This window comes from Pseudomonas sp. SLBN-26 (genome assembly GCF_006715895.1).
GTDB lineage: Bacteria > Pseudomonadota > Gammaproteobacteria > Pseudomonadales > Pseudomonadaceae > Metapseudomonas > Metapseudomonas otitidis.
This window is the reverse complement of sequence record NZ_VFOB01000001.1, coordinates 5,554,959-5,580,740: the sequence shown is the minus strand read 5'-3', so window position 1 is coordinate 5,580,740 and position 25,782 is coordinate 5,554,959. Positions and strand designations below refer to the sequence as shown.

At 65.0% G+C, this 25,782-nt stretch carries 28 protein-coding genes; 1 reads left to right on the top strand and 27 read right to left on the bottom strand.

Translation table 11 applies throughout. The annotated features are described in order from the left end of the window. Nucleotides 1-27: 27 nt before the first annotated feature. The 23 genes from FBY21_RS25895 to trmJ form a co-directional block, all read right to left on the bottom strand. Nucleotides 28-1,749, bottom strand: a complete 1,722-nt coding sequence (locus tag FBY21_RS25895) for a GEVED domain-containing protein (RefSeq protein ID WP_142014946.1) — start codon at nt 1,747-1,749, stop codon at nt 28-30. A 154-nt stretch (nt 1,750-1,903) separates the two neighbouring features. Next, entirely contained in the window at nt 1,904-2,269 is a 366-nt protein-coding gene (locus tag FBY21_RS25890) for a winged helix-turn-helix transcriptional regulator (protein ID WP_044405973.1), read from the bottom strand. Nucleotides 2,270-2,299: 30 nt separating this feature from the next. Beyond that, nucleotides 2,300-3,094, bottom strand: coding sequence for an amidohydrolase (locus FBY21_RS25885; protein WP_142014942.1), 795 nt, complete (start codon nt 3,092-3,094; stop codon nt 2,300-2,302). Continuing rightward, nucleotides 3,082-4,230, bottom strand: coding sequence for a pyridoxal phosphate-dependent aminotransferase (locus tag FBY21_RS25880; RefSeq protein ID WP_142014939.1), 1,149 nt, complete (start codon nt 4,228-4,230; stop codon nt 3,082-3,084). The genes FBY21_RS25885 and FBY21_RS25880 overlap by 13 nt, the downstream gene beginning before the upstream one ends. A gap of 127 nt (nt 4,231-4,357) precedes the next feature. After that, nucleotides 4,358-5,836 (bottom strand): ribosome biogenesis GTPase Der, encoded by a 1,479-nt coding sequence (der, locus tag FBY21_RS25875; protein ID WP_107329403.1) that lies wholly within the window; start codon nt 5,834-5,836, stop codon nt 4,358-4,360. A 78-nt stretch (nt 5,837-5,914) separates the two neighbouring features. Further along, nucleotides 5,915-7,054: an outer membrane protein assembly factor BamB gene (gene bamB, locus FBY21_RS25870; protein ID WP_142014936.1), complete on the bottom strand. Its 1,140-nt coding sequence runs from the start codon at nt 7,052-7,054 to the stop codon at nt 5,915-5,917. Nucleotides 7,055-7,056: 2 nt separating this feature from the next. Next, nucleotides 7,057-7,701, bottom strand: a complete 645-nt coding sequence (locus FBY21_RS25865; RefSeq protein WP_044405983.1) for a YfgM family protein — start codon at nt 7,699-7,701, stop codon at nt 7,057-7,059. Between the two features lie 26 nt (nt 7,702-7,727). After that, nucleotides 7,728-9,017, bottom strand: coding sequence for a histidine--tRNA ligase (hisS, locus tag FBY21_RS25860; protein WP_142014933.1), 1,290 nt, complete (start codon nt 9,015-9,017; stop codon nt 7,728-7,730). 14 nt (nt 9,018-9,031) lie between these two features. Next, on the bottom strand, nt 9,032-10,144 hold the full coding sequence (ispG, locus tag FBY21_RS25855) for a flavodoxin-dependent (E)-4-hydroxy-3-methylbut-2-enyl-diphosphate synthase (protein WP_044405987.1): 1,113 nt from the start codon (nt 10,142-10,144) through the stop codon (nt 9,032-9,034). Between the two features lie 3 nt (nt 10,145-10,147). Next, a complete protein-coding gene (locus FBY21_RS25850) occupies nt 10,148-11,164 on the bottom strand; it encodes a helix-turn-helix domain-containing protein (RefSeq protein ID WP_142014930.1) in 1,017 nt (338 codons plus the stop codon). Then, a complete protein-coding gene (gene pilW, locus FBY21_RS25845) occupies nt 11,161-11,916 on the bottom strand; it encodes a type IV pilus biogenesis/stability protein PilW (RefSeq protein WP_107329408.1) in 756 nt (251 codons plus the stop codon). The genes FBY21_RS25850 and pilW overlap by 4 nt, the downstream gene beginning before the upstream one ends. A 13-nt stretch (nt 11,917-11,929) precedes the next feature. Then, nucleotides 11,930-13,078, bottom strand: coding sequence for a 23S rRNA (adenine(2503)-C(2))-methyltransferase RlmN (rlmN, locus tag FBY21_RS25840; protein ID WP_044405992.1), 1,149 nt, complete (start codon nt 13,076-13,078; stop codon nt 11,930-11,932). Between the two features lie 24 nt (nt 13,079-13,102). Next, on the bottom strand, nt 13,103-13,534 hold the full coding sequence (gene ndk / locus FBY21_RS25835; protein ID WP_044405994.1) for a nucleoside-diphosphate kinase: 432 nt from the start codon (nt 13,532-13,534) through the stop codon (nt 13,103-13,105). A gap of 94 nt (nt 13,535-13,628) precedes the next feature. Further along, nucleotides 13,629-13,829, bottom strand: a complete 201-nt coding sequence (gene iscX / locus FBY21_RS25830) for a Fe-S cluster assembly protein IscX (protein WP_142014927.1) — start codon at nt 13,827-13,829, stop codon at nt 13,629-13,631. 10 nt (nt 13,830-13,839) lie between these two features. Further along, the gene (gene fdx / locus FBY21_RS25825) at nt 13,840-14,178 is read right to left on the bottom strand and encodes an ISC system 2Fe-2S type ferredoxin (RefSeq protein ID WP_044405997.1); all 339 of its coding nucleotides are present in this window, start codon (nt 14,176-14,178) and stop codon (nt 13,840-13,842) included. Nucleotides 14,179-14,182: 4 nt separating this feature from the next. Continuing rightward, complete coding sequence (gene hscA / locus FBY21_RS25820; protein ID WP_142014923.1) at nt 14,183-16,042, bottom strand: Fe-S protein assembly chaperone HscA; 1,860 nt, start codon at nt 16,040-16,042, stop codon at nt 14,183-14,185. A gap of 49 nt (nt 16,043-16,091) precedes the next feature. After that, complete coding sequence (gene hscB / locus FBY21_RS25815; RefSeq protein ID WP_107329411.1) at nt 16,092-16,613, bottom strand: co-chaperone HscB; 522 nt, start codon at nt 16,611-16,613, stop codon at nt 16,092-16,094. Nucleotides 16,614-16,621: 8 nt separating this feature from the next. Continuing rightward, complete coding sequence (iscA, locus tag FBY21_RS25810) at nt 16,622-16,945, bottom strand: iron-sulfur cluster assembly protein IscA (protein ID WP_044406003.1); 324 nt, start codon at nt 16,943-16,945, stop codon at nt 16,622-16,624. 16 nt (nt 16,946-16,961) lie between these two features. After that, nucleotides 16,962-17,348, bottom strand: coding sequence for a Fe-S cluster assembly scaffold IscU (iscU, locus tag FBY21_RS25805; protein ID WP_044406005.1), 387 nt, complete (start codon nt 17,346-17,348; stop codon nt 16,962-16,964). A gap of 30 nt (nt 17,349-17,378) precedes the next feature. Further along, on the bottom strand, nt 17,379-18,593 hold the full coding sequence (locus tag FBY21_RS25800; protein WP_074970863.1) for an IscS subfamily cysteine desulfurase: 1,215 nt from the start codon (nt 18,591-18,593) through the stop codon (nt 17,379-17,381). Nucleotides 18,594-18,623: 30 nt separating this feature from the next. Continuing rightward, nucleotides 18,624-19,130, bottom strand: coding sequence for a Fe-S cluster assembly transcriptional regulator IscR (iscR, locus tag FBY21_RS25795; protein ID WP_044406009.1), 507 nt, complete (start codon nt 19,128-19,130; stop codon nt 18,624-18,626). 138 nt (nt 19,131-19,268) lie between these two features. Next, nucleotides 19,269-20,045, bottom strand: a complete 777-nt coding sequence (gene cysE, locus FBY21_RS25790; protein WP_142014920.1) for a serine O-acetyltransferase — start codon at nt 20,043-20,045, stop codon at nt 19,269-19,271. Continuing rightward, nucleotides 20,045-20,818: a tRNA (cytosine(32)/uridine(32)-2'-O)-methyltransferase TrmJ gene (gene trmJ, locus FBY21_RS25785; protein WP_074970859.1), complete on the bottom strand. Its 774-nt coding sequence runs from the start codon at nt 20,816-20,818 to the stop codon at nt 20,045-20,047. Before trmJ ends, cysE begins: the two co-directional genes overlap by 1 nt. A 152-nt stretch (nt 20,819-20,970) precedes the next feature. Between trmJ and suhB the strand changes: the two genes are divergently transcribed. After that, complete coding sequence (suhB, locus tag FBY21_RS25780) at nt 20,971-21,786, top strand: inositol-phosphate phosphatase (protein WP_044406015.1); 816 nt, start codon at nt 20,971-20,973, stop codon at nt 21,784-21,786. Nucleotides 21,787-21,846: 60 nt separating this feature from the next. Here suhB and FBY21_RS25775 read toward each other — a convergent pair whose 3' ends face one another. From FBY21_RS25775 to yajC, 4 genes are all read right to left on the bottom strand, one after another. Continuing rightward, entirely contained in the window at nt 21,847-22,413 is a 567-nt protein-coding gene (locus FBY21_RS25775) for a glycine zipper 2TM domain-containing protein (protein ID WP_142014916.1), read from the bottom strand. 173 nt (nt 22,414-22,586) lie between these two features. Beyond that, entirely contained in the window at nt 22,587-23,501 is a 915-nt protein-coding gene (secF, locus tag FBY21_RS25770; protein WP_074970857.1) for a protein translocase subunit SecF, read from the bottom strand. Nucleotides 23,502-23,508: 7 nt separating this feature from the next. After that, the gene (gene secD, locus FBY21_RS25765) at nt 23,509-25,371 is read right to left on the bottom strand and encodes a protein translocase subunit SecD (RefSeq protein WP_044406018.1); all 1,863 of its coding nucleotides are present in this window, start codon (nt 25,369-25,371) and stop codon (nt 23,509-23,511) included. A gap of 60 nt (nt 25,372-25,431) precedes the next feature. Next, complete coding sequence (yajC, locus tag FBY21_RS25760; protein ID WP_044406020.1) at nt 25,432-25,773, bottom strand: preprotein translocase subunit YajC; 342 nt, start codon at nt 25,771-25,773, stop codon at nt 25,432-25,434. Between the last annotated feature and the right edge of the window lie 9 nt (nt 25,774-25,782).

Genomic DNA, 25,782 nt, shown 5'->3' with positions numbered 1-25,782 from the left:
GTTCTTCATTTCAGGGGAGCGTCGGACTCAGTAGCTGACCACCGGCGACACCCGCTGGTAGCGGCCATCGATGAACGCCTTCAGCCAGGTGCGGTAGCGCTTGCCCGGGGTGTAGGCGAAGTAGTGGTAGCTCAGCTCGTTCTCTGCACCGCGCTCCAGCACGATCTGGCCATCCTCTTCGATCACCCAGGTCAACATGGTGTGCGTGCCCTGGGTGCGGGTCAGGTTCTGGCTGCCGTCCACCGACAACTGGTAGAGCGGCAGGTAGTCCTCGACCGGTGCCGCGGCCCGACCGTAACGCACCACGTTGGATACGCGCTGGTAGTAGCCGTTCTCGAAGCGGGTCAGCCAGACACGGTAGCGCTTGGTGGGATAGAAGGGCGAGTAGGTGAAGCTCAGCTCGTTCGCTGCATTGCGCTGTAGCACGGTATTGCCGTCCTCTTCGATCACCCAGGTCAGGGGATCGTTGAGGCTACCGCTGCGAGTCAACTGATTGTTCGCGCCAATGGTCAGTTGGAAGAGATCGGTGAGCCCCGGTGAGAAGTACTCGGCATCGGAGACCTGCACCGATTCGCCCCCAACGGTCTGTTCGATCCAGACCTTGTACTGGCGCCCCTTCTGGAAGGGATAGCGCAGTTCGGACGCACCGCCGGTGGGCTGGCGCAGGACTTCGACTCCGTTCTCGCGGATGACCCAGCTCAGCGGCTTGCCGCTCGGTCCGTTGTGGTGGAGCTGGAAGTCCGCCTCCACCTCCAGGTCGATGTAGGGCGACGGAAACCCCTCGCGGAAGGCCAGCGGGACGGAGATCGCCTCATCCTTGCCATTCACGTTGGCCTCGGCCCAGACCTGGTAGCGCTCGCCATAGGTGAAGGCGAACTGCAACGGAACGCCCGCCTGGGCCGGCTGGCGCACCACCTCGGCCCCTTGGCGGGCAATCACCCAGTTGCCCTGGAACGCGGCCGAGGGGCTGATGCTGCCCTGGCTGGCATCACGGGTCAGTACCACGCGATCGGTTACACCGGGCTGGTAGCTGACGGTATTGGACACGGTCTTGTAACCATCACCGTTGTTGGCTTCGAGCCAGATTCGGTAGCGACTTCCAGCGAGGTTGCGCCAGTACCGATCACGCAGATTGCCGGCAGCATTGCGGTCGAGAACGCGCTCACCGTCCATCTCCACGATCATGCCCAGCTTGTCTCCCAGCTCACCGCTACGGGTCACCCAGAAACCAGGCTCCAGGGTGAGGGTGTAGGGGAACGTGGATGGTGCCGGGCCATCCGGCAGCTTGACGGTGTAGTCCTCGGTCTCACCGTAGCCACTGCTGCCGCAGGGCTGGGCCGCAGAGCCCCAGCGCATCTGCACGCGCATGCGCGTGGTGCCGGTGACGCCGGAGGGAATGGCGATGGGGGCGGACACAGCCGCGCTGCCCTGGGCGGTCAGGACCTTTTCGCTGGCCTCGAAGGTGCCGTTCTGGTTGAAGTCGATCCAGGCACCCCAGTTCTCGTTGTATTGGGAACCACGGAAGCCGGGACGCAGTTCCAGGCGGTCGCCCTTGCCAGTGAGCTGGAAAGGTGGCTTGCCGGTGGCATCCAGGTAGCCACCGTCACTGCCGGAGACCTGGGCCGTGCCATTGACGCTGACCCCGGCCACCCACTCGCTGCTGCTGTTGCCCCGGCTGTCGCAGTAGGTGGCGGCCATCACCGGGCCCATCGCCAGGCAGGTGCCCAGCGCCATGAGTGTCTTGTGCATTGAATTCGCTCCTTGCGTTCATGTTGGGCAGGGAGCGGCAACACCAAACCAGGCACACCTTGTGACCTGTCATCGACGCATCCCTGCATCGGCCATGTTAAGGGCTACGGCAACGGCTTTCCGGGAATTATTGGCAAACTGCCATCACGACGATTCAGCCCTGTTGCTGCCAGTGGCACTTGCCCCAGGCACACATTGCATCGAGCACCGGGCGCAGGCTGAGGCCGTGCTCGGTGAGGCTGTACTCCACCCGCGGCGGCACCTCGGCGTATACGGTGCGGGTGACCACGCCGTCGCGCTCCAGCTCCCGCAGTTGCTGGGCGAGCATCTTCTCGGTGATGTCCGGTACCAGGCGCTTGAGTTCGGAAAAGCGCCGGGTCTGCCCCATCAGGTGGTAGACCAGCAGCGCTTTCCACTTGCCCCCGACCACCGCGAGGGTGACCTCCACCGGTGTGTTGAACACCCGGTCCCCAAGCACCAGCCGGGGCCCGGAGGCAGGAAGCGGCTTCTGTTCGCTCATGCTTGATCCTCTTCCGTCGTCGCCTGGCGCTCAGGGCGCAAGCTGGAAGCAGTCGGCGTCGAGGTAGGCCGGGAAACGCTCGCGGTAGGCGGCCAGTGCGGTGGCCGACAGGGTCGTGCGGAAAACGCCATCGCCGTCATCGGCATTCAGCAAGGGCTCCCCCTGGAAATCGAGCACCTGGCTATCACCGCTGTAGGGGTGGCCTTTTCCGTCGCTGCCTACACGGTTGACGGCGGCGACGTAGCAGAGGTTCTCGATGGCACGGGCGGGGATCAGACGATTCCAGTGATGACGGCGAGCAGCAGGCCAGTTGGCGGTGTACAGCAGCAGGTCGGTGTCGTGCGGGTCACGGCTCCAGACCGGGAAGCGCAGGTCGTAGCAGATCAGCGGGCGTACCCGCCAACCCTTGAGCTCGAACAGCGCCTGGGTCTCCCCCGGGCTGTAGTGCTTGTGCTCGCCAGCCATGCGGAACAGGTGGCGCTTGTCGTAATGCAGCACCTCGCCATCCGGGCGGGCCCAGAGCAAGCGGTTGCGGTGGCTGCCATCGGCAGCACGGATGATGACGCTGCCGGTGATCACGGCACCCAGCCGGGCAGCCTGGACCTTGAGCCAGGCATGGGTGGGGCCCTGTTCGGGTTCGGCGAGTGCTTCGGAGTCCATGGAGAAGCCGGTGGTGAACATCTCCGGCAGGATCACCAGGTCAGCGCCTTGCGCGGAATCCAGCAGGGTTTCGAACCAGGCCAGGTTAGCGTCGCGGTCGTGCCAGGCCAGGGTGGTCTGAACCAGGGCCAGCTTCAGGTCGGGCAGAAGGCTCAGATCGCGCATAGTTTTTCCGCTGCCTGGCGCAGCGTCTCCTCACGTTTGGCGAAGCAGAAGCGCACCAGCCGCAGGTCGGCCGGGGCGTGCTGGTAGAACACCGAGACGGGAATGGCGGCCACGCCGTGCTCACGGGTGAGCCACTCGGACATGGCGACATCGTCCAGGTCAGGGCGGATGCCGCTGTAGTCGACCAGCTGGAAATAGGTGCCGGCGGCGCGGGTGAAGCGGAAGCGCGAGTCGGCCAGCAGGTCGCAGAAGAGGTCGCGCTTGGCCTGGTAGAAGCCGGGCAGCTCGGCCAGGTGCTCGGGGTGGGCGGCCATGAAATCGGCCAGCGCCCACTGCAGCGGGGTAACGCCGCAGAAGTTGACGTACTGGTGGACCTTGCGCAGCTCGGCGGAGAGCGCCGGGGGCGCCACCACGTAGCCGGTCTTCCAGCCGGTGACGTGGTAGGTCTTGCCGAAGGAGCTGACCACGAAGGCGCGGGCATAGAGCTCGTCATGGGCCAGCACGCTGACGTGCTGGACGCCATCGAACACCAGGTGTTCGTAGACCTCGTCGGACACCAGGTAGATGTCGCGACCGCGGATCAGCGCCGCCAACTGGTCCAGCTCGGCACGGGAGATCAGCGCGCCGCTGGGGTTGTGCGGGCTGTTGAGGATGATCATGCGGGTGCGCGGGCTGAGCGCATCCTGCATCCGCTGCCAATCGATGGCGAAACCCGGCAGGGCCAGCGGTACGTGTACGCAGCGCCCGCCTGCCAGTTCCACCGAAGGCTCGTAGCTGTCGTAGCAGGGGTCGAGGACGATGACCTCGTCACCGGCGCGGACCACCGCCTGGATGGCGCAGAAAATGGCTTCGGTGGCGCCGGGGGTGATGGTCACTTCGCTGTCGGCGCTGACCGTGCGGCCGTAGAAGGTCGCCACCTTGGCGGCGACCTGCTCGCGCAGCGCCGGCAACCCGGTCATGGGCGCGTACTGGTTGTGCCCCTGGGCGATGTGCTGGCCGACGGCATCGCACAGCGCGGCGGGTGCGGCAAAGTCAGGAAAGCCCTGGGACAGGTTGATGGCGCCGACTTCGGCGGCCAGTTGCGACATGCGGGTGAAGATGGTGGTGCCGACGTTGGGCAGCTTGCTGGTGATCATTGCAATCCGGCTGTTGGCGACTGGGAAATGCGCCATAGCTTAAGCGCTGTGCGGGCCGCCGACCACAGCCGCCGCACGCCATGAAAAAGGGCGCCCCCCAGGCGCCCTCTTCCAACCGGCAGCGGGATCAGCGCTTCTTGTCGCGGCGCTTCTTCTCGGCCTTCTTGTGGTGCGACATGAGGCGACGCTTCTTGTTCACCTGGCGCTCGGTGAGCTTGTTCTTCTTGCCCTCGAAGGGGTTTTCGCCACCCTTGTACTCAATGCGGATCGGCGTACCGACCAGGCGCAGGACCCGGCGGTAGGTGTTCTCCAGGTAACGGGTGTAGGACTTGGGCACCGCCTCCACCTGGTTGCCGTGGATCACGATCAGCGGCGGGTTGGCGCCGCCCAGGTGGGCGTAGCGCAGCTTGATGCGGCGACCGTTGACCAGCGGTGGCTGGTGCTCCTGCACCGCGTCCTCGAGGATCTGGGTCAGGCGGCTGGTGGGCCAGCGGGTGATGGCGGAGTGGAAGGCGGCCTGGACGGACTTGTACAGGTGGCCCACGCCCGTGCCGTGCAGGGCGGAGATGAAGTGGATGTCGGCGAAGTCGACGAAGAACAGCCGGCGCTCCAGCTCGGTCTTCACGTAGTCGCGCTCGCCCGCCTCCATGCCGTCCCATTTGTTCAGGGCGATGACCAGGGCACGACCCGTCTCCAGCACGAAGCCCAGCAGGTTGAGGTCGTGCTCGACCACGCCTTCGCGGGCGTCCATGACGAAGATCACCACGTTGGCGTCCTGGATCGCCTGGAGGGTCTTCACCACCGAGAACTTTTCCACCGCCTCGAAGATCTTGCCGCGACGGCGCACGCCGGCGGTGTCGATCAGGGTGTACTTCTCTTCGTTGCGCTCGAAGGGGATGTAGATGCTGTCGCGGGTGGTGCCGGCCTGGTCGTAGACGATGACCCGCTCCTCGCCGAGCATGCGGTTCACCAGGGTGGACTTGCCGACGTTGGGGCGGCCGATGATGGCGATCTTGATGCCGTCCTTCTCGCTCGGGCCGGGGATGCGCGTGGCCTCCTCGCCTTCGGCGACCTCTTCGGTCTCGGCGGCTTCCTGCTCGTCGGCATCGTCGTCACGGGGGAACTCGCCGAGGGCGGCCTGCAGCATCTGGCTGATGCCCCGGCCGTGGGCGGCGGCGATGGGCAGTGCGTCCCCCAGGCCCAGGGGGCTGAACTCGGCACGGGCCAGGTCCGGGTCGACGGTGTCGACCTTGTTGGCCACCAGGAAGGTGCGCTTGTTGCGGCGGCGCAGGTGCTCGGCGATGGACTGGTCGGCAGCGCTCATGCCGGCACGGGAGTCCACCATGAACAGCACGGCATCGGCTTCCTCGATCGCCTGGAGGGACTGCTCGGCCATCTTCGCGTCGATGCCTTGCTCGTCACCCGAGATACCACCGGTGTCGATGACGATGTAGGTGCGTCCCTGCCACTTCGCCTCGCCGTACTGGCGATCACGGGTCAGACCGGCGTACTCCGCGACGATGGCGTTGCGGGTCTTGGTCAGGCGGTTGAACAGGGTGGACTTGCCGACGTTCGGGCGGCCCACCAGGGCGATTACGGGAACCATGAGGCTCTCCACTGCATTTTTCAGAAAACACAACGGCCGCTGCCGTCGAACGGCAGCGGCCGGACATTGAACACCAGCTTAGCGGATGGTCAGGGCAACCAGCTTCCCACCGTTGCCGAAGGCGTAGAGCATGTCGCCCACCACCAGCGGACGGGCGCGCAGGCCGTCGCCGTCGATCTTCTCGCGACCGACGAAGTGGCCGTCCACCTGGCTCAGCAGGTGCAGGTAGCCTTCGAAGTCACCGACCGCCACGTAGCTGGAGAACACCTCGGGTGCCGAGAGCTGGCGACGGGCCAGGGAGTCGTTGCTCCACAGGGCCGAGGTCGAACGCTCGTCGATGCCTTCGATGGTGCCGCTGGCCTGGCTGACGTAGACGCTGCCGAAGTCCTGGGCGACGCCCACGTAGCTGGACGCTTCGCGCTGCCACAGCACGCGACCGCTTTCCAGGTCCAGGCCGGCGACGCGGCCCTGGTAGGTGGAGACGTACAGGGTGCCACCGGACAGCAGCAGGCCACCGTCGATGTCCACCACGCGATCCAGCTCGGAACGGCCCTGGGGCACAGCGACACGCTGCTCCCACACCGGCAGGCCGCGCTGCACGTCGAGGGCGATCACCTTGCCGGACGACAGGCCGGCCACCGCCAGACGGTTAGTCACGACCGGTGCACCGGTGCCACGCAGAGTCAGCACCGCCGGGGTGTTCTCGTAGATCCAGCGCTGGTTGCCAGTAGAGGCGTCGAAGCCGAACAGGGTGTCGTTCTGGGTCTGCACGACCACCACGTCACCGTTGGTGGCCGGCGGAGCCAGCACCTCGCCGTTGACGCGGGCACGCCAGCGCTCTTCGCCGTTGCTGGAGTCGAGGGCGATGACCTCGCCCTTCAGGGTGCCCACCAGCACCAGGCCGTAGCCGGCACCGACCGCGCCGGACACCGGCAGGTCGAGTTCCTTGGTCCACAGCTTGTCGCCGGTCATGCGGTCCATGGCGACCACCAGGCCTTCGACGTCACCGGCATAGATGACCTCGCCGTCGACGGCGGGCACCAGCATGTTGTAGGTCTCGCCCTGGCCTTCGCCGATGGAGCGGCTCCAGACTTCCTTGAGCTGGACCTCTTCGGTGATCTTCGGCAGCTCGGCCGGCGGCAGTTCCTTCTTGCTGTTGCTGCTGCAACCGGCGGCCAGGACGGCCAGGGCCAGCAGTGCGGCGAATTTCCAGCGCATCGTCATGCGTCCCCTTTGGCGAGGTCGTCGAGCTTCATCTGCAGGCCACCGACTGCGGCGTCATCCGACAGCGCGGCCTTGGCCTTCTCGTAAGCGGCATGGGCATCATCGGCACGGCCCAGCTGGACCAGCAGATCACCCTTGAGTTCTTCACGGCTGGCGAGGAACGCCTTGGTGGCGTCGCCTTCCAACAGCTTCAGGGCGTCATCGACCTTGCCCTGGGCCGCCAGGACACGGGCCAGGCGCTGGCGTGCCAGCTCGCCCAGGGTCGGGTCGGCCGGCTTGTCGACGATGGCCTTGAGCTCGGCGGCCGCGTCGTCCAGCTTGCCGGACTCCACCGCCACCTTGGCGACGAACAGGCTGCCGTACTGGGCATAGTGAGTGCCGCCGAAATCGCTCTTCAGCTTGTTGGCCAGCTCCGCGACCTTGCCGGCGTCGGGCTTGCCGCTGGGGTTCAGGGCCGTCTCCAGCAGTTGCTGGTAGACGATGGAGGCGCCCTGGGACTGGTTGGTCTGGTACTTCTGCCAGGCCTGCCAGCCGAACACCACGGCCAGCGCCAGTGCGCCGCCAGTGACGAGGGGCTTGCCGTTGCGCTGCCACCAATCCTTGATCGCCGCCAGTTCTTCGTCTTCGCTACGCGTGCTCACCCCAATCAACTCCTATGTTCCAAAGCTCAAGCCTGTTGCAGGCAGGCGGCCAGGTGCTCGGTCAGAGCATCCCAGGCAATGTTCTGTTGTTCCTGGTCTTCGCGCAGGGGTTTGAAACCTACCACGCGCTTGGCCAGTTCGTCCTCACCCAGGATCAGCGCATACCGTGCGCCGCTCTTGTCGGCTTTCTTGAACTGGCTCTTGAAGCTGCCGGCGGCGGCATTGACCAGCAGGCGCAGGCCCGGCAGGCCATCACGCAGGCGTTCGGCCAGGGCCAGGGCAGCCAGCTCGGCCGGCTCACCGAAGGCGCAGATGTAGACGTCGGCCGGGGCGTTAAGGGTGTCGGGGATCTGCTGCAGGGTCTCCAGCAGCAGCACCAGGCGCTCGACGCCCATGGCGAAGCCCACGCCCGGGGTCGGCTTGCCACCGAACTGGCTGACCAGCCCGTCGTAGCGGCCACCGGCACAGACGGTGCCCTGGGCGCCGAGCTTGTCGGTCACCCACTCGAAGACGGTGCGGCTGTAGTAATCGAGGCCACGTACCAGCTTCTGGTTGATCTCGTAGCGGATACCGACGGCATCCAGGCGCGCCTTGAGGCCCTCGAAGTGCGCGACGGACTCTTCGTCCAGGTAGTCGTGCAGCGTCGGCGCATCCACCAGCAGTGCCTGGGTATCGGCATTCTTGCTGTCGAGGATGCGCAGCGGGTTGGTGGTGAGGCGACGCTGACTGTCTTCGTCCAGGCGCTCGAAACGCTCCTGCAGGTAGGCCACCAGGGCGTCGCGGTAGCGCGCACGGGCCTCGCTGGAACCCAGGCTGTTCAGTTGCAGGGTCACGGCGTCGGCAATGCCGAGCTTCTGCCACAGGCGCCAGGTGAGCACGATCAGCTCGGCGTCGATGTCCGGCCCCGGGAGGTTGAACACTTCCACGCCGATCTGGTGGAACTGGCGGTAGCGGCCTTTCTGCGGCTTCTCGTAGCGGAACATCGGGCCGGCGTACCACAGCTTCTGCACCTGGCCACCGCCGGTGAGGCCGTGTTCGAGGACGGCACGCACGCAACCGGCTGTGCCTTCGGGGCGCAGGGTCAGCGACTCTTCGTTGCGGTCGAGAAAGGTGTACATCTCCTTGTCGACCACGTCGGTGCCCTCGCCGATGCCCCGTGCGAACAGCTCGGTGAACTCGAGGATGGGCAGGCGGATTTCCTTGTAGCCATAGCCGTCGAGCAGCGTGGCGAAGGTGTTTTCCAGGTAGCGCCAGGCAGGGGTCTGCTCCGGCAGGATGTCGTTCATGCCACGGATGGCTTGGAGGGTCTTGCTCACGGGGTGTCCTTAATTCAGCTGCGGGCGATGACGGCCGCGTCAGCCTCGGCCTTCTCGGCCGCCTTGCGACGGATCAGCCTCTCCAGCTCATCCACCAGGTTCTCGTTCTGCAGTTTCTGCGCCGGCTTGCCGTCGATGTAGACCAGGTTGTTCGGCGTGCCGCCGGTGAGGCCGACATGGGCCTCCTTGGCTTCGCCGGGGCCGTTGACCACGCAACCGATGACGGCGACGTCCAGCGGGACCAGCAGGTCCTCCAGGCGCCCTTCCAGTTCGTTCATGGTCTTGACCACATCGAAGTTCTGCCGCGAGCAACTCGGGCAGGCGATGAAGTTGATACCACGGGAGCGCAGGCGCAGGGACTTGAGGATATCGAAACCGACCTTGATCTCTTCCACCGGGTCGGCGGCCAGGGAGATGCGGATGGTGTCGCCGATGCCTTCGGCGAGCAGCATGCCTAGTCCGACCGCCGACTTGACGGTACCCGAGCGCAGGCCACCGGCCTCGGTGATGCCGAGGTGCAGGGGCTGCTCGATCTGCTTGGCCAGCAGGCGATAGGCGGCGACGGCCATGAACACGTCGGAGGCCTTCACGCTGACCTTGAAGTTCTGGAAGTCCAGCTTGTCGAGGTAGTCCACATGTCGCATGGCCGATTCGAGCAGGGCTTCCGGGGTGGGCTCGCCGTATTTCTTCTGCAGGTCCTTCTCCAGGGAACCGGCGTTGACGCCGATGCGGATCGGGATATTGCGGTCACGGGCGGCGTCGACCACGGCCTTGACGCGGTCCTCGCGGCCGATGTTGCCGGGGTTGATCCGCAGGCAGTCGACACCCAGTTCCGCCACGCGCAGGGCGATCTTGTAGTCGAAGTGGATATCGGCCACCAGCGGGACACGGACCTGCTGCTTGATCAGGCCGAAGGCTTCGGCTGCCTCCATGTCCGGCACGGATACACGGACGATATCGGCACCGGCTTCCTCCAGGCGACGGATCTGGCCGACGGTGGCGGCGACGTCGCAGGTGTCGGTGTTGGTCATGCTCTGCACGGCGATGGGGGCATCGCCCCCCACCGGCACGGAGCCGACCCAGATCTTGCGGGAGGGACGGCGTTTGATCGGGGATTCGCAATGCATCGTTTATTGACCCAGTTTCAGGCGAGCGGTCTCGCCATGGATGAACGGCGCGATATCCACGGGCTGGCCGTTGTAGCTGACCTGGGCGCCTCGGGCATAGCCCAGTCGCAGTTCGAGGGGCGCCTTGCCGGCAGCCTCGATGCTCTCGCCGGAGCGCTTGATCCCGCTCTGCAGCACAGCGCCGCCAGCATCGGTGAGCTGGAACCAGCAGTTGGCGGTGAACTGCACACGCACCACGCCTTCACCGGCAGCGGCCACGACCGGGGCACTGGGCGACGCGGCAGGCGCGGGTGCCTGGGCCGGGATAGCGGGCTGGGCCGGCGCAGTGGCCGGTGCTGCGGTGCTGGGTTGCGCGGGCTGAGCGGTAGCGGAATTGACGGTGGGGGTGGTTGCGGTAGCAGCCGGCGCCTGGGACGGCGTAGCGGGCTGCTGCGGCGAAACCGGGGGAACGGCGGCGGTCTCGCTACCAGCGGCCTGGGCTTCCTGCTCGGCTTCGACAACGGCCTGGTCTTCCGGCTCGTCCAGCGGGTGGATCTGGGTGGTACCGTCGGCACTCTCGACTTCCACGTGCTCCAGGCTCAGCTCGCTGTTGTCGCTGGCGCGACGCTCGGCCTGGTCCTGCCACCAGAGGAAGCCGATGACGCCGAGGGCGACGAGGATCGCGAAGCTGACGAAACGCAGCACGCTCTGGGACAGGCGAACCGGTTCCTCGATACGACCGAGGCTGTGTACGTTGCTGCCGGTGGCATCGGTACCGGTGTAACGATCGAACTCGGCAACCAGTTCAGCCTGGTCGAGCCCGATGAGCTTGGCGTAGGCGCGGATGTAACCGCGCGCGAAGGTGTGCCCGGGAAGCTGCTCGAAAGAGCCGGCCTCCAGTTGGCGCAACGCGTATTCGGTCAGGTTCAGCTGGCGGGCGATGTCGGCCAGGTCCAGGCCCTGGTTCTCTCGCGCCTGGCGCAGCACTTCGCCCGGATTTCCCCGGGTCGCTGCAACAGGTTCGGGTTGCGACGATTTCATCTTTGCTCCGACAGGTATTGCTGGTACTCGGGCGTACCGGGATAGAGGCGTTTGAGCTGCAGGCCCAGGCTGGCGGCCTGGTCACGGTCGTCGAAGACCGTGGCGATGCGCACGCCGAGCAGGAGGCTGCGGGCTGTCTGGGGGGCGATCTTGGTGTAACGCTCGTAGTAGTCACGGGCGGGGACGTATTGCTTCTCGTCGAACGAGAGGCTGGCCATTTCCAGCAATGCCACAGGCTGCTGGACGTTCAGGCGCAGGGACTTGTCAAAATACTGCTTGGCCTGGTCGGTACGCTTCATGCGCAGGGCCGTCAGGCCGAGGTTCTCGAACACTCGGGAACGCTCGGGATAGAGGCTGTCTTCCGCTGCTTCCTGGAAACGCTCGAGGGCTTCCTCGTAGCGCTTCTGCTCGAAGAGGAATCCGCCGTAGTTGTTGAGAATCCGCGCATCACGGCGGGACGAGAGCGCCTTGCGGTAGTGCTCGTCGGCCAGCTTGGGCTCCATCTCGGTCTGGAAAACCAGGGCCAGCGCAGCGTTGGCATCCGCACTGGAGGAATCAAGTTCGAGGGCCTTGCGCAGCGGAACCTTTGCACGCTCCGCAGCCCCCTGCTGCAGGTAGCCGAGGCCCAGCTGGATGTAGGCATCCCGGGCCTTTTCACGCCCCTCCGCGGTCCTCATCGGGTCCACCGAACCGGTGGATACGCAGCCAGTCAGGCCAGCGAGTACGAGAATGAGCGCAGCGCGCAGGGTCATGGGGTTCCTCCCTTCAGTTTCGATTGGCGGCGTTCAGGCCGGCGTCCGCATCGGTATCGAGCTGACGCAGGGCGATGTAACGCTCACTGCGGCGGGTACGGTCCATGACCTGCCCGACCAGTTGCCCACACGCGGCGTCGATGTCGTCGCCACGGGTGGTGCGAACGGTGACGTTGTGGCCAGCCTTGTGCAACAGGTCCTGGAAACGGCGAATGGCGTTGTTACTCGGCCGCTCGTACCCGGAGAAGGGGAAGGGATTAAACGGAATGAGGTTAATCTTGCAAGGAAAATCCTTGAGGAGTGCGATCATCTGCTCAGCATGGACAGGCTGATCGTTCACATCCTTGAGCAGTGTGTACTCGATGGTCAGGAAGCGCTTCTCGCCAAGGCGGGAGATGTAGCGATTGCAGGCATCCAGCACCACCGCGAGGGGGTACTTCTTGTTGATCGGTACCAGCTCGTTACGCAGTTCGTCATTGGGCGCGTGCAGGGACAGCGCCAGGGACACGTCGGTGACCTCAGCGAGCTTGTCGATCATCGGCGCCACGCCCGAGGTGGACAGGGTCACCTTGCGCTTGGAAATGCCGTAGCCGAGGTCGTCCATCATGATGGTCATGGCGGCGACGACGTTGTCGAAGTTCAGCAGCGGCTCGCCCATGCCCATCATCACCACGTTGGTGATGGCGCGGTCGATCTTGGCCGGCACGGTGCCGAAGGATTTGTTGGCGATCCAGACCTGGCCGATGATTTCGGCGGCGGTGAGGTCGCTGTTGAAGCCTTGCTTGCCCGTGGAGCAGAAGCTGCAGTCCAGCGCGCAACCAGCCTGGGACGAGACGCACAGCGTGCCGCGCCCTCCCTGGGGGATGTAGACGGTCTCGACGCAGCTGCCCGACGCCACCCGGACCACCCACTTGCGGGTGCCATCGCTGGAAATGTCCTGGCTGACCACTTCCGGGCCACGGATCTCGGCAGAGGCCTTGAGCTTTTCGCGCAAGGCCTTGCCGATATTGCTCATGGCGTCGAAGTCCTCGACGCCGAAGTGGTGAATCCACTTCATCACCTGACCGGCGCGGAAGCGTTTCTCCCCGATGGTTTCGAAGAAGCTTTCCAGTTGCGGCTGGGTCAGACCCAGCAGGTTCACTTTACCGGTCGATGCAGTCATGGCTTCACCCTCTCCCAGCCGCGATCAGCGGATGCGAGCGCACACCTCGGTGGCGGCGAAGAAGTAGGCGATCTCGCGAGCAGCGGAGGCCTCGGAGTCGGAACCGTGTACGGCGTTCTCGTCGATGGAAACGGCGAAATCAGCGCGGATGGTGCCGGCATCGGCTTTCTTCGGATCGGTAGCGCCCATCAGTTCACGGTTCTTGGCAATGGCGCCTTCGCCTTCCAGGACCTGGACAACGACCGGACCGGAAGTCATGAAGGACACCAGGTCCTTGAAGAACGGGCGCTCTTTGTGCTCGGCGTAGAAACCACCGGCTTCACGCTCGGACAGCTGGACCATCTTGGCGGCAACGACGCGCAGGCCGGCCTTTTCGAAGCGGGTGACGATCTCGCCGATGACGTTCTTGGAAACGGCGTCCGGCTTGATGATGGAGAGGGTACGTTCAACAGCCATGGAATTACTCCGGAAACTATGGATTAAAGCGAAAAATTAAACCCGCGAATTATACGCGGGTTCCTGTTAAATGCGTAGGGTGGCTGAGCAGGCCTCAGTCGGCCTCTTCGATCCAGGCCGCCTGGATCGCCTCCAGGACCTTCTCCCCGCCTCGCTGGGTGTCATCGTCGAACTCGGGCAGGTTGGTCACCCAGTTGTGGAGATCGACGAAATTGACGTAGCGCGGGTCCACGTCAGGCTTGCTTTCGGCGAGCTGGATGGCGATTTCCAGCACATCGACCCATTTCAGACTCATGGCGCGGCCCTCAGTGCTTTTCCGAAACCTGGTTGATGGTGTACTTCGGAATCTCCACCACCAGGTCCTCTTCGCCTACGACGGCCTGGCAGGACAGGCGCGACTCGGCCTCAAGCCCCCAGGCCTTGTCCAGCATGTCGTCCTCCAGCTCGTCGGAGGGCTCCATGGAGGCGAAGCCTTCACGCACGACCACGTGGCAGGTGGTGCAGGCACAGGACATCTCGCAGGCGTGCTCGATCTCCAGGCCGTTGCGCAGGGCCGCCGCGATGATGGTCTCGCCCGGCTGGGCCTCTACCACCAGCCCTTCGGGGCAGTGCTCGGCGTGGGGCAGGAATACGATCTGCGGCATGGGGTCATTCCTCGATTTCATTCAGTCGGCGCCCGGCGAGGGCTGCCTTGACACTGGCATCCATGCGCCGCGCCGCGAAGGCGTCGGTCACCTGGACCAGTCGTTTGGTCTGCTGCTCGATCGCCACGCCGTCACTGCCTTCGAGCAGCTCGCGCAACTGATCCAGCTGGTAGGCGATAGCGGCACGTTCGTCGGCGTCCAGCAGGGTGTCGCCGTCCGCCTGGACAGCCGCCTCGACTGCTTCGATCAGGCGGCGGGCCTCGACCTGGTGCTCACGCAGCACCCGGGCCTGCTTGTCGTCATTGGCGTACTGGAAAGAGTCCTGCAGCATGCGGGCGATCTCGCCATCGGTCAGGCCGTAGGACGGCTTGACCTGGATGCTCGCCTCGACACCCGAGCCCAGCTCGCGCGCGGTCACGCCCAGCAGGCCGTCGGCATCCACCTGGAAGGTGACGCGGATCTTGGCCGCACCCGCCACCATCGGCGGGATGCCGCGTAGCTCGAAGCGGGCCAGGGAGCGGCAATCCTTGACCAGTTCGCGCTCGCCCTGGAGCACGTGGATCATCATGGCGGTCTGGCCGTCGCGGTAGGTGGTGAAGTCCTGCGCACGCGCCACCGGGATGGTGGTGTTGCGCGGGATGACCTTCTCCATCAGTCCGCCCATGGTCTCGAGGCCAAGGGACAGCGGGATCACGTCGAGCAACAGCAGCTCTTCGCCACGCTTGTTGCCCGCCAGGATGTCAGCCTGGATGGCGGCGCCGATGGCCACCACTTGGTCCGGATCGATGTCGGTGAGCGGCTCACGCCCGAACAGGCCACCCACCGCCTCGCGAACGCGAGGCACACGGGTCGAACCGCCGACCATCACCACCGCCTCCACATCCTCGACTTCGATGCCGGCATCCCGCACGGCGCGGCGGCAGGCCTTGAGACTGCGCGCCACCATGGGCTCGATCAGTGACTCGAAGTGGGCACGGGTCAGGCTGGACGTCCAGCCACGGTAGGCAACGTCTACCTCGTCGGCCGTGGTAAGCGCTTCCTTGGCAGCGCAGGCCACCTGCAGCAGGTTGCGCTGGGCACCGGCATCCAGGTCAGCGGAAAGACCGGCCTGCTCGACGATCCAGCCAGCGATGGCATGGTCGAAGTCATCACCGCCGAGGGCGCTGTCACCGCCGGTGGCCAGGACCTCGAAGACGCCACGGGTCAGGCGAAGGATGGAAACGTCGAAGGTGCCGCCGCCCAGGTCATAGATGGCGACAACACCCTGGGCCTGCTTGTCCAGACCATAGGCGACCGCTGCCGCCGTCGGCTCATTGAGCAGGCGCAGCACATTCAGGCCAGCCAGGCGCGCGGCGTCCTTGGTGGCCTGCCGCTGGGCGTCATCGAAATAGGCCGGCACGGTAATGACCGCACCCACCAGCTCGCCCCCCAGGCTCGACTCGGCACGCTGGCGCAATGCGCGAAGGATCTCGGCGGACACCTCGACCGGACTGCGGACGCCCTGCACGGTCTCGATGAACGGCATGTGGGATTCGCCCGCGACGAAGCGGTAGGGCAGATGCTCGCCGAGGTGCTTCACATCCTCCAGGCCACGCCCCATCAGGCGCTTGACGGAGAGGATGGTGTTCAGCGGATCTTCAAGGGCGGTGTCACGGGCGGTACGCCCGACCTCGACCCGGTCGGCATGGTAGCGAACGGCCGAAGGGACGATCACGTCGCCTTGGGCATCGGGCAGGGGCTCGGCGACACCGCTTCTGACGGCGGCGACAAGGGAATTGGTGGTGCCGAGGTCGATCCCCACGGCCAGGCGACGCTGGTGCGGCTTGGGGCTCAGTCCGGGTTCGGCGATCTGCAGTAGGGCCATGCTGGTCTGCTAGTCAGGCGGCGCCCCCGCCATGGCGAGGGCGACAGGGTTAGTCGTCGAGGCGCTCTTCGAGTTGGCGCACTTCCTGGGCGAGCTTGTCGAGGAACTGCATGCGGCGCACGAGGCGCTCGGCTTCATCGCGGCGGGCTTCGTCATCCCAGCAGGTGGCAAACGCCGACTCGAGCTCGGCCTGGGCCGAGCGCAGGCGGCGCTTGAACGAGGCCACACCATCGAGATCGGCGGAGTCCTGAAGGTCTTCCAGCTCTTCGCGCCACTGCATCTGCTGCAGCAGGAAGCCGGGATCCTGGACGGTCGCCTCCAGCGGCAGCTCGCGCCCCTTCAGCGCCAACAGGTAGAGCGCGCGCCGCGGGGCACTGCGCAGGACCTGGTAGGCCTCGTTTAGCTGGGCGGCATGCTCAAGCGCCAGACGCTGCTCGCGCTCGGGCGCATCGACGAAGCGGTCGGGGTGGACGGTACGGGCCAGCTCGCGATAGCGAACCGCCAGGCGCTCCGGATCGATCTCGAAGCCGGGCTTGAGATCGAACAGCGCGAAGTGACAGGGACTACCCACACCGAACCTCAGACGTTGAAGCTTTCGCCGCAACCGCACTCGCCGCGAACGTTCGGGTTATTGAACTTGAAGCCCTCGTTGAGGCCTTCGCGGACGAAGTCCAGTTCGGTGCCGTCGAGGTAGGCCAGGCTCTTGGGATCGATGATCACCTTGACCCCGTGGCTCTCGTAGACGAGATCCTCGGACGCCACCTCGTCGACGAACTCCAGCACGTAGGCCAGGCCGGAGCAGCCGGTGGTGCGGACGCCGAGTCGGATGCCCTCGCCCTTGCCGCGCCCTTCGAGAGAGCGACGGACATGGCTGGCGGCGGCTTCGGTCATGCTGATGGCCATAACGACTCCTCGATGATCAGATCAGACCCTTCTTCTGCTTGTAGTCCTGGACGGCCGCCTTGATGGCGTCCTCGGCCAGGACCGAGCAGTGGATCTTCACCGGCGGCAGTGCCAGCTCTTCGGCAATGGTGGTGTTCTTGATGGCAGCGGCCTCGTCCAGGGTCTTGCCCTTCATCCACTCGGTGGCGAGGGAGCTGGAGGCGATGGCGGAACCGCAGCCGTAGGTCTTGAACTTGGCGTCTTCGATCACGCCCTGCTCGTTGACCTTGATCTGCAGGCGCATCACGTCGCCGCATGCCGGGGCGCCGACCATGCCGGTGCCGACGTTCGGGTCCTCGGCGTCGAGCTTGCCGACGTTCCGGGGGTTCTCGTAGTGGTCGATGACCTTTTCGCTGTATGCCATGTGCTTATTCCTCGCTCATCAGGGGTGGCGTCAGTGCGCCTGCCATTCGACCTTGGAGAGGTCGACGCCCTCTTTGTACATGTCCCACAGGGGGGACAATTCACGGAGTTTGTCCACCGCCTCGCGCACCTTGGCGGCCGCGTAGTCGACCTCTTCCTCGGTGGTGAAGCGGCCGAAGGTGAAGCGGATGGAGCTGTGCGCCAACTCGTCGTTACGGCCCAGGGCACGCAGCACGTAGGACGGCTCGAGGGAGGCGGAGGTGCAGGCCGACCCCGAGGACACGGCCAGGTCCTTGAGCGCCATGATCAGCGACTCACCTTCGACGTAGTTGAAGCTGAGGTTCAGGTTGTGCGGAACGCGGGCGGTGGCGCTGCCGTTCAGGTACAGCTCTTCCATACCTTCCAGGGCAGCCCAGAAGCGCTGGCTGAGACCACGGATGCGCTCGTTCTCGGAGGCCATTTCCTGCTTGGCGATCTGGAAGGCTTCGCCCATGCCGACGATCTGGTGGGTGGCCAGGGTGCCGGAACGCATGCCGCGCTCGTGACCGCCGCCGTGCATCATCGCCTCCAGGCGCACGCGCGGCTTGCGGCGTACGTAGAGAGCGCCGATGCCTTTCGGGCCGTAGGTCTTGTGGGCGGAGAAGGACATCAGGTCGACCTTGAGCTTCTCCAGGTCGATTTCCACCTTGCCGGTGGACTGGGCCGCATCCACGTGGAACAGGATGCCGCGGGCGCGGGTCAGCTCGCCGATGGCGGCGATGTCGTTGACGGTGCCGATCTCGTTGTTCACGTGCATGACAGAGACGAGGATGGTGTCGTCGCGCAGGGCCGCCTCGACCATCGCCGGGGTGATCAGACCGTCTTCACCGGGTTCCAGGTAGGTGACCTCGAAGCCTTCGCGCTCCAGCTGGCGAGTGGTGTCCAGGACCGCTTTGTGCTCGATCTTGGAGGTGATCAGGTGCTTGCCCTTGCTCTGGTAGAAGTGCGCGACACCCTTGATGGCGAGGTTGTCGGACTCGGTGGCACCGGAGGTCCAGACGATTTCGCGGGGGTCGGCATTGACCAGTTCAGCCACCTGGCGACGGGCGTTCTCCACCGCCTCTTCGGCTTTCCAGCCGAACACGTGGGAGCGGGAAGCGGGGTTACCGAAGTTGCCGTCGGCCAGCAGGCAATCGCTCATCTTCTGAGCAACGCGGGGGTCGACCGGAGTGGTTGCGGAGTAATCCAGGTAAATCGGCAATCTCATCGGTTGTCTCCTATCAGGCGGGTGCCCTGCTCATTCGATAGCGGACACTTCAATCTTTTCGGGGCTCGAATTCCGTCCACTGGGACGACGCTGGCCATGGCGCTCGTTCTGACGCTGGGCGACTTCCTGGACCTCGTTGCGACTGACGATGTCGCTCAGGCTGATGCTGCTGAGGAAGTCGTGGATCTGGAGGCTGAGGTCATCCCACAGGTGATGGGTCAGGCAGGCACCGCCGGAGGAGTCGCAGTTGCCCTGGCCCTGGCAGCGCGTGACGTCGACGGACTCGTTGACCGCATCGATGACCTGCGCCACGTAGATGCTGGAAACGTCGCGGGACAGCTGGTAGCCGCCGCCCGGGCCGCGAACGCTGCTGACCAGGTTGCCACGGCGCAACTTGGCGAACAGCTGCTCGAGATAAGAGAGGGAGATGCCCTGACGCTCGGAAATATCTGCCAGAGAAACCGGACCTTGCTGCGAGTGCAAAGCCAGGTCGAGCATGGCTGTGACGGCGTAGCGGCCTTTGGTGGTCAGTCGCATGGGAAGTCCACGGTTCGCTGAGGTGCGAGCGAGTATGCTATTCCCGACTATTTAAGTCAACTATAAGCCTGATTAAATAAGTCAGGTATTGCGCTAGACAGGGGCGCGAATGATATCAGAATTTCACCCCCTCGCCTATCAGACCGCCGGACGCTCCGTAGCGCCCTTTTCATCCTCGAAGGCCTCGCAACGCAACTCGGGCAGGGCTGCCGCGCGGTAATCGCTACCCAGCTCGGTCAGCGCCTTGCACATGCCATCGAGGCGCTGATCCACCGCCTGGACGTGATCGAGCAGTTGACCGATGGCGCGCGCCACCGGATCCGGCATGTCCTGACCGACGCCATAGGCATCGAAGCCGAAGCGTTCGGCGAGAGCCTGGCGCCGCGCAGCCTGCTCGGAATCCTCCTTGATGATGATCCGCGCAGGAATGCCGACCGCCGTTGCGCCAGCCGGGACGGCCTTGGTCACCACCGCATTGGAGCCGATCTTGGCACCCGCCCCGACCGTGAACGGGCCAAGCACCTTGGCCCCCGCTCCCACCACCACGCCATCTTCAAGAGTCGGGTGGCGCTTGCCCTTGTTCCAACTGGTGCCACCCAGGGTCACGCCCTGGTAGAGAGTGACGTCGTCACCGATTTCGGCCGTCTCGCCAATGACGATGCCCATGCCGTGATCGATGAAGAAGCGCCGACCGATCCGCGCACCGGGGTGAATCTCGATACCGGTCAACCAGCGACCGAAGTTCGACACCAGCCGCGCCGCCCACTTCCACCCGGCAACCCACAGCGCGTGCGCGACGCGATGCAGCCAGATGGCGTGCAGCCCCGGGTAGCAGGTGAGCACCTCGAAGGCCGTGCGCGCTGCCGGGTCACGGTGAAATACACCCCGGATGTCTTCTCGCATGCGAGCCAGCATCACTTCTCCCTCCGCTTCTGGATCTCGCCGCGCGCTGCCTTCTGCGTCTCGGTGAGGATGCCGCGCAGGATGTTCATCTCGAGCTTGCTGATGGAGGCGCGCCCGTAGAGGCGGCGCAGGCGGGTCATCAGGTGGCGGGGACGCTCAGGGTCAAGGAAGGCGATGTCCACCAGGGTCTGCTCCAGGTGACCGAAGAAGCGCTCGAGCTCGTCGACCGTCACCGGCTGCACGTTCTCCTCGGCCGTGAGCTCCACCTTCTCCATCTTGGTCGGCTGGCCCTGGACCTGCAGCCAGGCCATGCGTGCCTCGTAGGTCAACACCTGCACGGCGGACGCCAGGTTCAGGGAGCCAAAGGCCGGGTCGGACGGGATATGCACATGGAACTGGCAACGCTGCAGCTCGTCGTTGGTCAGGCCGGCGTATTCGCGCCCGAACACCAGGGCGACTTCGGCCCCGTCGCTGATCTGCTCGACACAACTGGCCGCGCACTCGCGAGGGTCCAGCAGCGGCCAGGGGATATGGCGATCCCGCGCGCTGGTGCCATAGACCAGGCTGCAGCCCACCAGCGCCTGCTCCAGGGTGTCCACCACCAGGGCGGATTCGAGGATATCGTCGGCACCCGAGGCGCGGGCATAGGCCTCGCGGTCGGGGAACTGCTCCGGTTGGACCAGCACGAGCTTCGACAGGCCCATGTTCTTCATCGCCCGCGCGGCACCGCCAATGTTGCCGGGATGACTGGTGCCGACCAGCACCACACGAATGTTCTGCAGCACGCCCGCCTGCTCCCACCTGGACTACAAAAGGGTGGGAAATCTTACAGAAACAGTCGGGTAAACACCACGAAGGCCGATGGGCGCATCTACATGGCCCGGGCTTTTCTGCTAGAATTCGCGGCTTTCTTTAACGACCCCAGGTATACGCCCCCATGCAGCCCATGCTGAACATCGCCCTGCGCGCCGCTCGCAGCGCCGGCGAATTGATCTTCCGTTCGATCGAGCGCCTGGACGTGATCGCCATCAACGAGAAGGACGCCAAGGACTACGTCACCGAAGTCGACCGCGCTGCCGAGGAAACCATCATCCAGGCCCTGCGCAAGGCGTATCCCACCCACGGCATCCTGGGCGAGGAAGGCACCTCCATCGCCGGCACCGGCGAGGGCGCCGACTACCAGTGGATCATCGACCCGCTGGACGGCACCACCAACTTCATCCGCGGCGTCCCGCACTTCGCCGTCAGCATCGCCTGCAAATACAAGGGCCGCCTGGAACATGCCGTGGTCCTCGATCCGGTCCGCCAGGAAGAGTTCACCGCCAGCCGTGGCCGTGGCGCCGCCCTGAATGGCCGCCGCCTGCGCGTCAGCAACCGCAAAAGTCTGGAAGGCGCCCTGCTCGGCACCGGCTTCCCCTTCCGTGACAGCCAGCTCGACCACCTGGACAACTACCTGAACATGTTTCGCAGCCTGGTCGGCCAGACCGCAGGCCTGCGCCGCGCCGGCTCCGCGAGCCTGGACCTGGCCTATGTCGCCGCCGGCCGCTTCGATGCGTTCTGGGAGTTCGGCCTGTCCGAGTGGGACATGGCAGCAGGCGCCCTGCTGGTTCAGGAAGCCGGCGGCCTGGTGAGCGACTTCACCGGCGGTCACGACTTCCTGGAAAAGGGCCACGTCGTGGCCGGCAACACCAAGTGCTTCAAGGCCGTGCTGACTGCCATCCAGCCGCACCTGCCGCCTTCGCTGAAGCGCTGAACCGCGACTGCAACGAAAAAGGCGCCTTACGGCGCCTTTTTCATGGGCGAAAACCAGCGGTTACTGGTTGACGCCGGCCTGCTGCAACGGCTGGCGCTGCGACAGGATCAGGCGACCGTCCTTGCCCACCGGGATCTGAGCACCCGGATCGTGATCCATGCGCACCTGGTTCACACGGCCGTCCATCTGGTACTGCACGTCATAGCCGACCACCTTCTCGCTGGTCTCGTGCACGGTGTTGCAACGGGTTTCGGTGGTGGTGTAGGTGTCGCTGTTCTGCATGTGCTCCTGCACCTTGTTACCCGCATAACCGCCGCCCACGGCGCCAGCCACGGTCGCGATCTTCTTGCCGTTGCCGCCGCCGACCTGGTTGCCCAGCAGGCCTCCCGCCACCGCGCCGAGCACGGTACCGGCGATCTGGTGCTGGTCCTGGACCGGCCGTTGACGGGTCACGGCGACATCCTTGCAGACCTCGCGCGGGGTCTTGATGGTCTCCTTGACGGGCTGTACCGCGAGCACCTCGGCGTATTCCGGGCTATTGCCCACAAGGCTGTAGGTTGCGACGGCGCCACCGGCGGTTACACCGACCGCACCCAGCACCGCGCCGACGAGCATCGACTTGTTCACTTGAACCTCCTGGTTTCACTCCGGGCTTTCGCCCTATGCCTTGCCTTGGATTACACGCACTCACCCAAGTTCCTACAGACCGACCAGCAACACAGCCAATGGGATGTCTTTCACAAAGCCAGAAACGAGAAAGGCCCGCTTTCGCGGGCCTTTCCGATGAAGCACACCTGCTGTCAGGGGCGCTCGTCTACTTCGGCAGTCGCGGCCGGCGGGATGAGGTCCTCGGAGGTCAGCTTCAGCCAGATGAGCACCGGCGCACTGATGTAGATCGAGGAGTAGGTCCCCACCACGACACCCACCATCAGCGACAGGGCAAAGCCGTGCAGGCTGTCGCCACCGAACAGCAGCAGCGCCAGCAGGGCCAATGCCGTGGAGGTGGAAGTGGCGATGGTACGCAGCAGCGTCTGGGTGCAGGACACGTCGATGTTCTCGATCAGGTCCGCCTTGCGCAGGACGCGAAAGTTCTCGCGGATCCGGTCGAAGATGATGATGGTGTCGTTGAGCGAGTAACCGATCATCGCCAGCACCGCCGCCAGCACCGTCAGGTCGAACGGCACCTGGAAGAACGCCAGGATGCCCAGGGTGACGATCACGTCGTGGATCAGCGATGCCACCGCACCAACGCCGAACTTCCACTGGAAGCGGAAGCCGAGGTACAGCAGGATGCCGCCCAGCGCCAGGAGCATCGCCAGGCCGCCCTGGTCGCGCAGCTCCTCACCCACTTGCGGGCCGACGAACTCGACGCGCTTCACGGTGAACTGGGTGTCGGCGTCGATCTTGCGCAGCGAAGCCGCCACCTGGTTACCTAGCTGCGGGTCTTCGCCAGCCAGGCGGACCAGCACGTCGGTGGTGGCGCCGAAGCTCTGCACCACCGCATCGCGGTAACCGGCCTGCCCCAGCTCTTCCTTGATGCGCTCGAGGTTGGCCGGTTTCTCGTAGGACAGCTCGATCAGGGTCCCGCCGGTGAAGTCCAGGCCGAAGTTCAGGCCCTTCATGAACAGGGCACCGATGCCGATCAGGCTGATGACGACGGTGATGGCGAACGCGAGGTTGCGGATCGCCATGAAGCGAATGGTTGACTTGATCATGGCTGCCTCAGATCCACAGTTTCTTGAAGTTGCGGCCACCGAAGATCAGGTTGACCTGGCCTCGGGTGAACATGATCGCGGTGAACATCGAGGTGACGATACCCAGCGACATGGTGACGGCGAAGCCCTTGATCGGCCCGGTACCCAGGGCGAAGAGGATGCCGCCCACCAGCAGGGTGGTCAGGTTCGAGTCGACGATCGCGGTGTAGGCACGGTCGAAGCCCTCGTGGATCGCACGCTGGACCCCCATCCCATTGGCCAGCTCCTCGCGTATCCGCGAGTAGATCAGCACGTTGGCGTCCACCGCCATGCCCAGGGTCAGGACGATACCGGCGATACCCGGCAGGGTCAGGGTGGCACCGATCACCGACATCAGGCCGACCAGCAGCACCAGGTTGAATGCCAGAGCCACGGTGGCCAACACACCGAAGAAGCGGTAGATCGCGATGATGAACAGCGACACGAAGACCATCGCCCACTCGGTGGACTCGATGCCCTTGACGATGTTCTCGGCACCCAGGCTCGGGCCGATGGTGCGCTCTTCGGCGAAGTACATCGGCGCAGCCAGACCACCGGCACGCAGCAGCAGGGCCAGCTCGGAGGATTCACCCTGGCCGTTCAGGCCGGTGATACGGAACTGGCTGCCCAGCGGCGACTGGATGGTCGCCAGGCTGATGATCTTCTTCTCTTCCTTGAAGCTCTGGACCTCGACTTCCTTCTCGACGCCATCCACCACCTGCTTCACGTAGCGGCTCTGCGGACGTTGCTCGATGAAGATCACCGCCATGCTGCGGCCCACGTTGTTGCGGGTGGCACGGTTCATCAGCTCGCCACCGTGGCCATCGAGGCGGATGTTCACCTGCGGGCGGCCATTCTCGTCGTAGCTCGCCTGGGCATCGGTGACCTGGTCACCGGTGATGATCAGGCTGCGCTCCAGCGGCACCGGCGGACGACCCGGCTCGCGGAATTCGAAGGATTCGGTGCTGGCCTTGTTGGCATCGGCCGCAGCCGCCAGGCGGAATTCGAGGTTGGCGGTCTTGCCGAGGATACGCTTGGCTTCGGCAGTGTCCTGCACGCCGGGCAGTTCCACCACGATGCGGTTGGCGCCCTGGCGCTGGACCAGCGGCTCGGCGACACCCAGCTCGTTCACGCGGTTGCGGACGGTGGTGAGGTTCTGCTTGATGGAGTATTCGCGGATCTCGGTGACCTTGGCCTGGGTCAGGGTGAGGGTCAGGACCTGCTGGTCGCCGCGCTCGCCGGTCTTCAGGTCGAAGTCATTGAAGGTCTTGCGGATCAGGGACTGGGCCTTGTCCAGGCTCTCCTGGTCGCTGAAGCCCAGCTGGAAGCCGTTGTCGACGCCCGGCAGGCTGCGGTAGCGCACGCGCTCCTTGCGCAGCAGGGTGCGGACTTCGCCTTCGTAGATTTTCAGGCGCGAGGTCAGGGCCTTCTCCATGTCCACTTCCAGCAGGAAGTGCACACCACCGGAGAGGTCGAGGCCCAGCTTCATCGGCGAGGCACCCAGGCTGCGCAGCCACTGGGGCGTGGTGGGGGCCAGGTTGAGAGCAACCACGTAGTCGTCACCCAGTGCACGGCGGATGGCGTCCTTGGCCGGCAGCTGGTCGCCCAGCTTGGTCAGGCGGAACAGACCACCACGCTCGCTGATGCTGGAGCTCTTGACCTCGATGCCGGCTTCCTTCAGCGCCGCCAGCGCGCGGTCCACATCGGGCTGCTGGATCTTCAGCGCGGTGCTGGTACCGGAAATCTGGATCGCCGGATCATCGGGATAGAGGTTGGGTGCGGAATAGATGAGGCCGACGGTGAGGACCGCCAGGATCAGCAGGTACTTCCACAGGGGATATTTGTTGAGCATGACACCGCCCGTTATGACGCGGGGCGCCCAAGGCGCCCCGTGAATGGTGAAGATGATTCGTTAGATGGCTTTCAGCGTGCCTTTCGGCAGAGTCGCGGCGATAGCGACCTTCTGGATCTTCAGCTCGACGGTGTCGGACACCTCGATGACCACGAAGTCATCGGACACCTTGACCACCTTGCCGGCGATGCCGCCGGAGGTGACCACTTCGTCACCTTTCTGCAGGCCGGAGAGCAGGTTCTTGTGCTCCTTGGCGCGCTTGGACTGGGGACGCCAGATCATCAGGTAGAAGATGACCAGGAAACCGATCAGGAAAACCCACTCGAAGCCGGTGCCGGCAGGACCTGCGGCGGCGGCCGGAGCGGCTGCGTCGGCGTAGGCGGCGGGGATCAGAAAGCTCATGTAGCACTC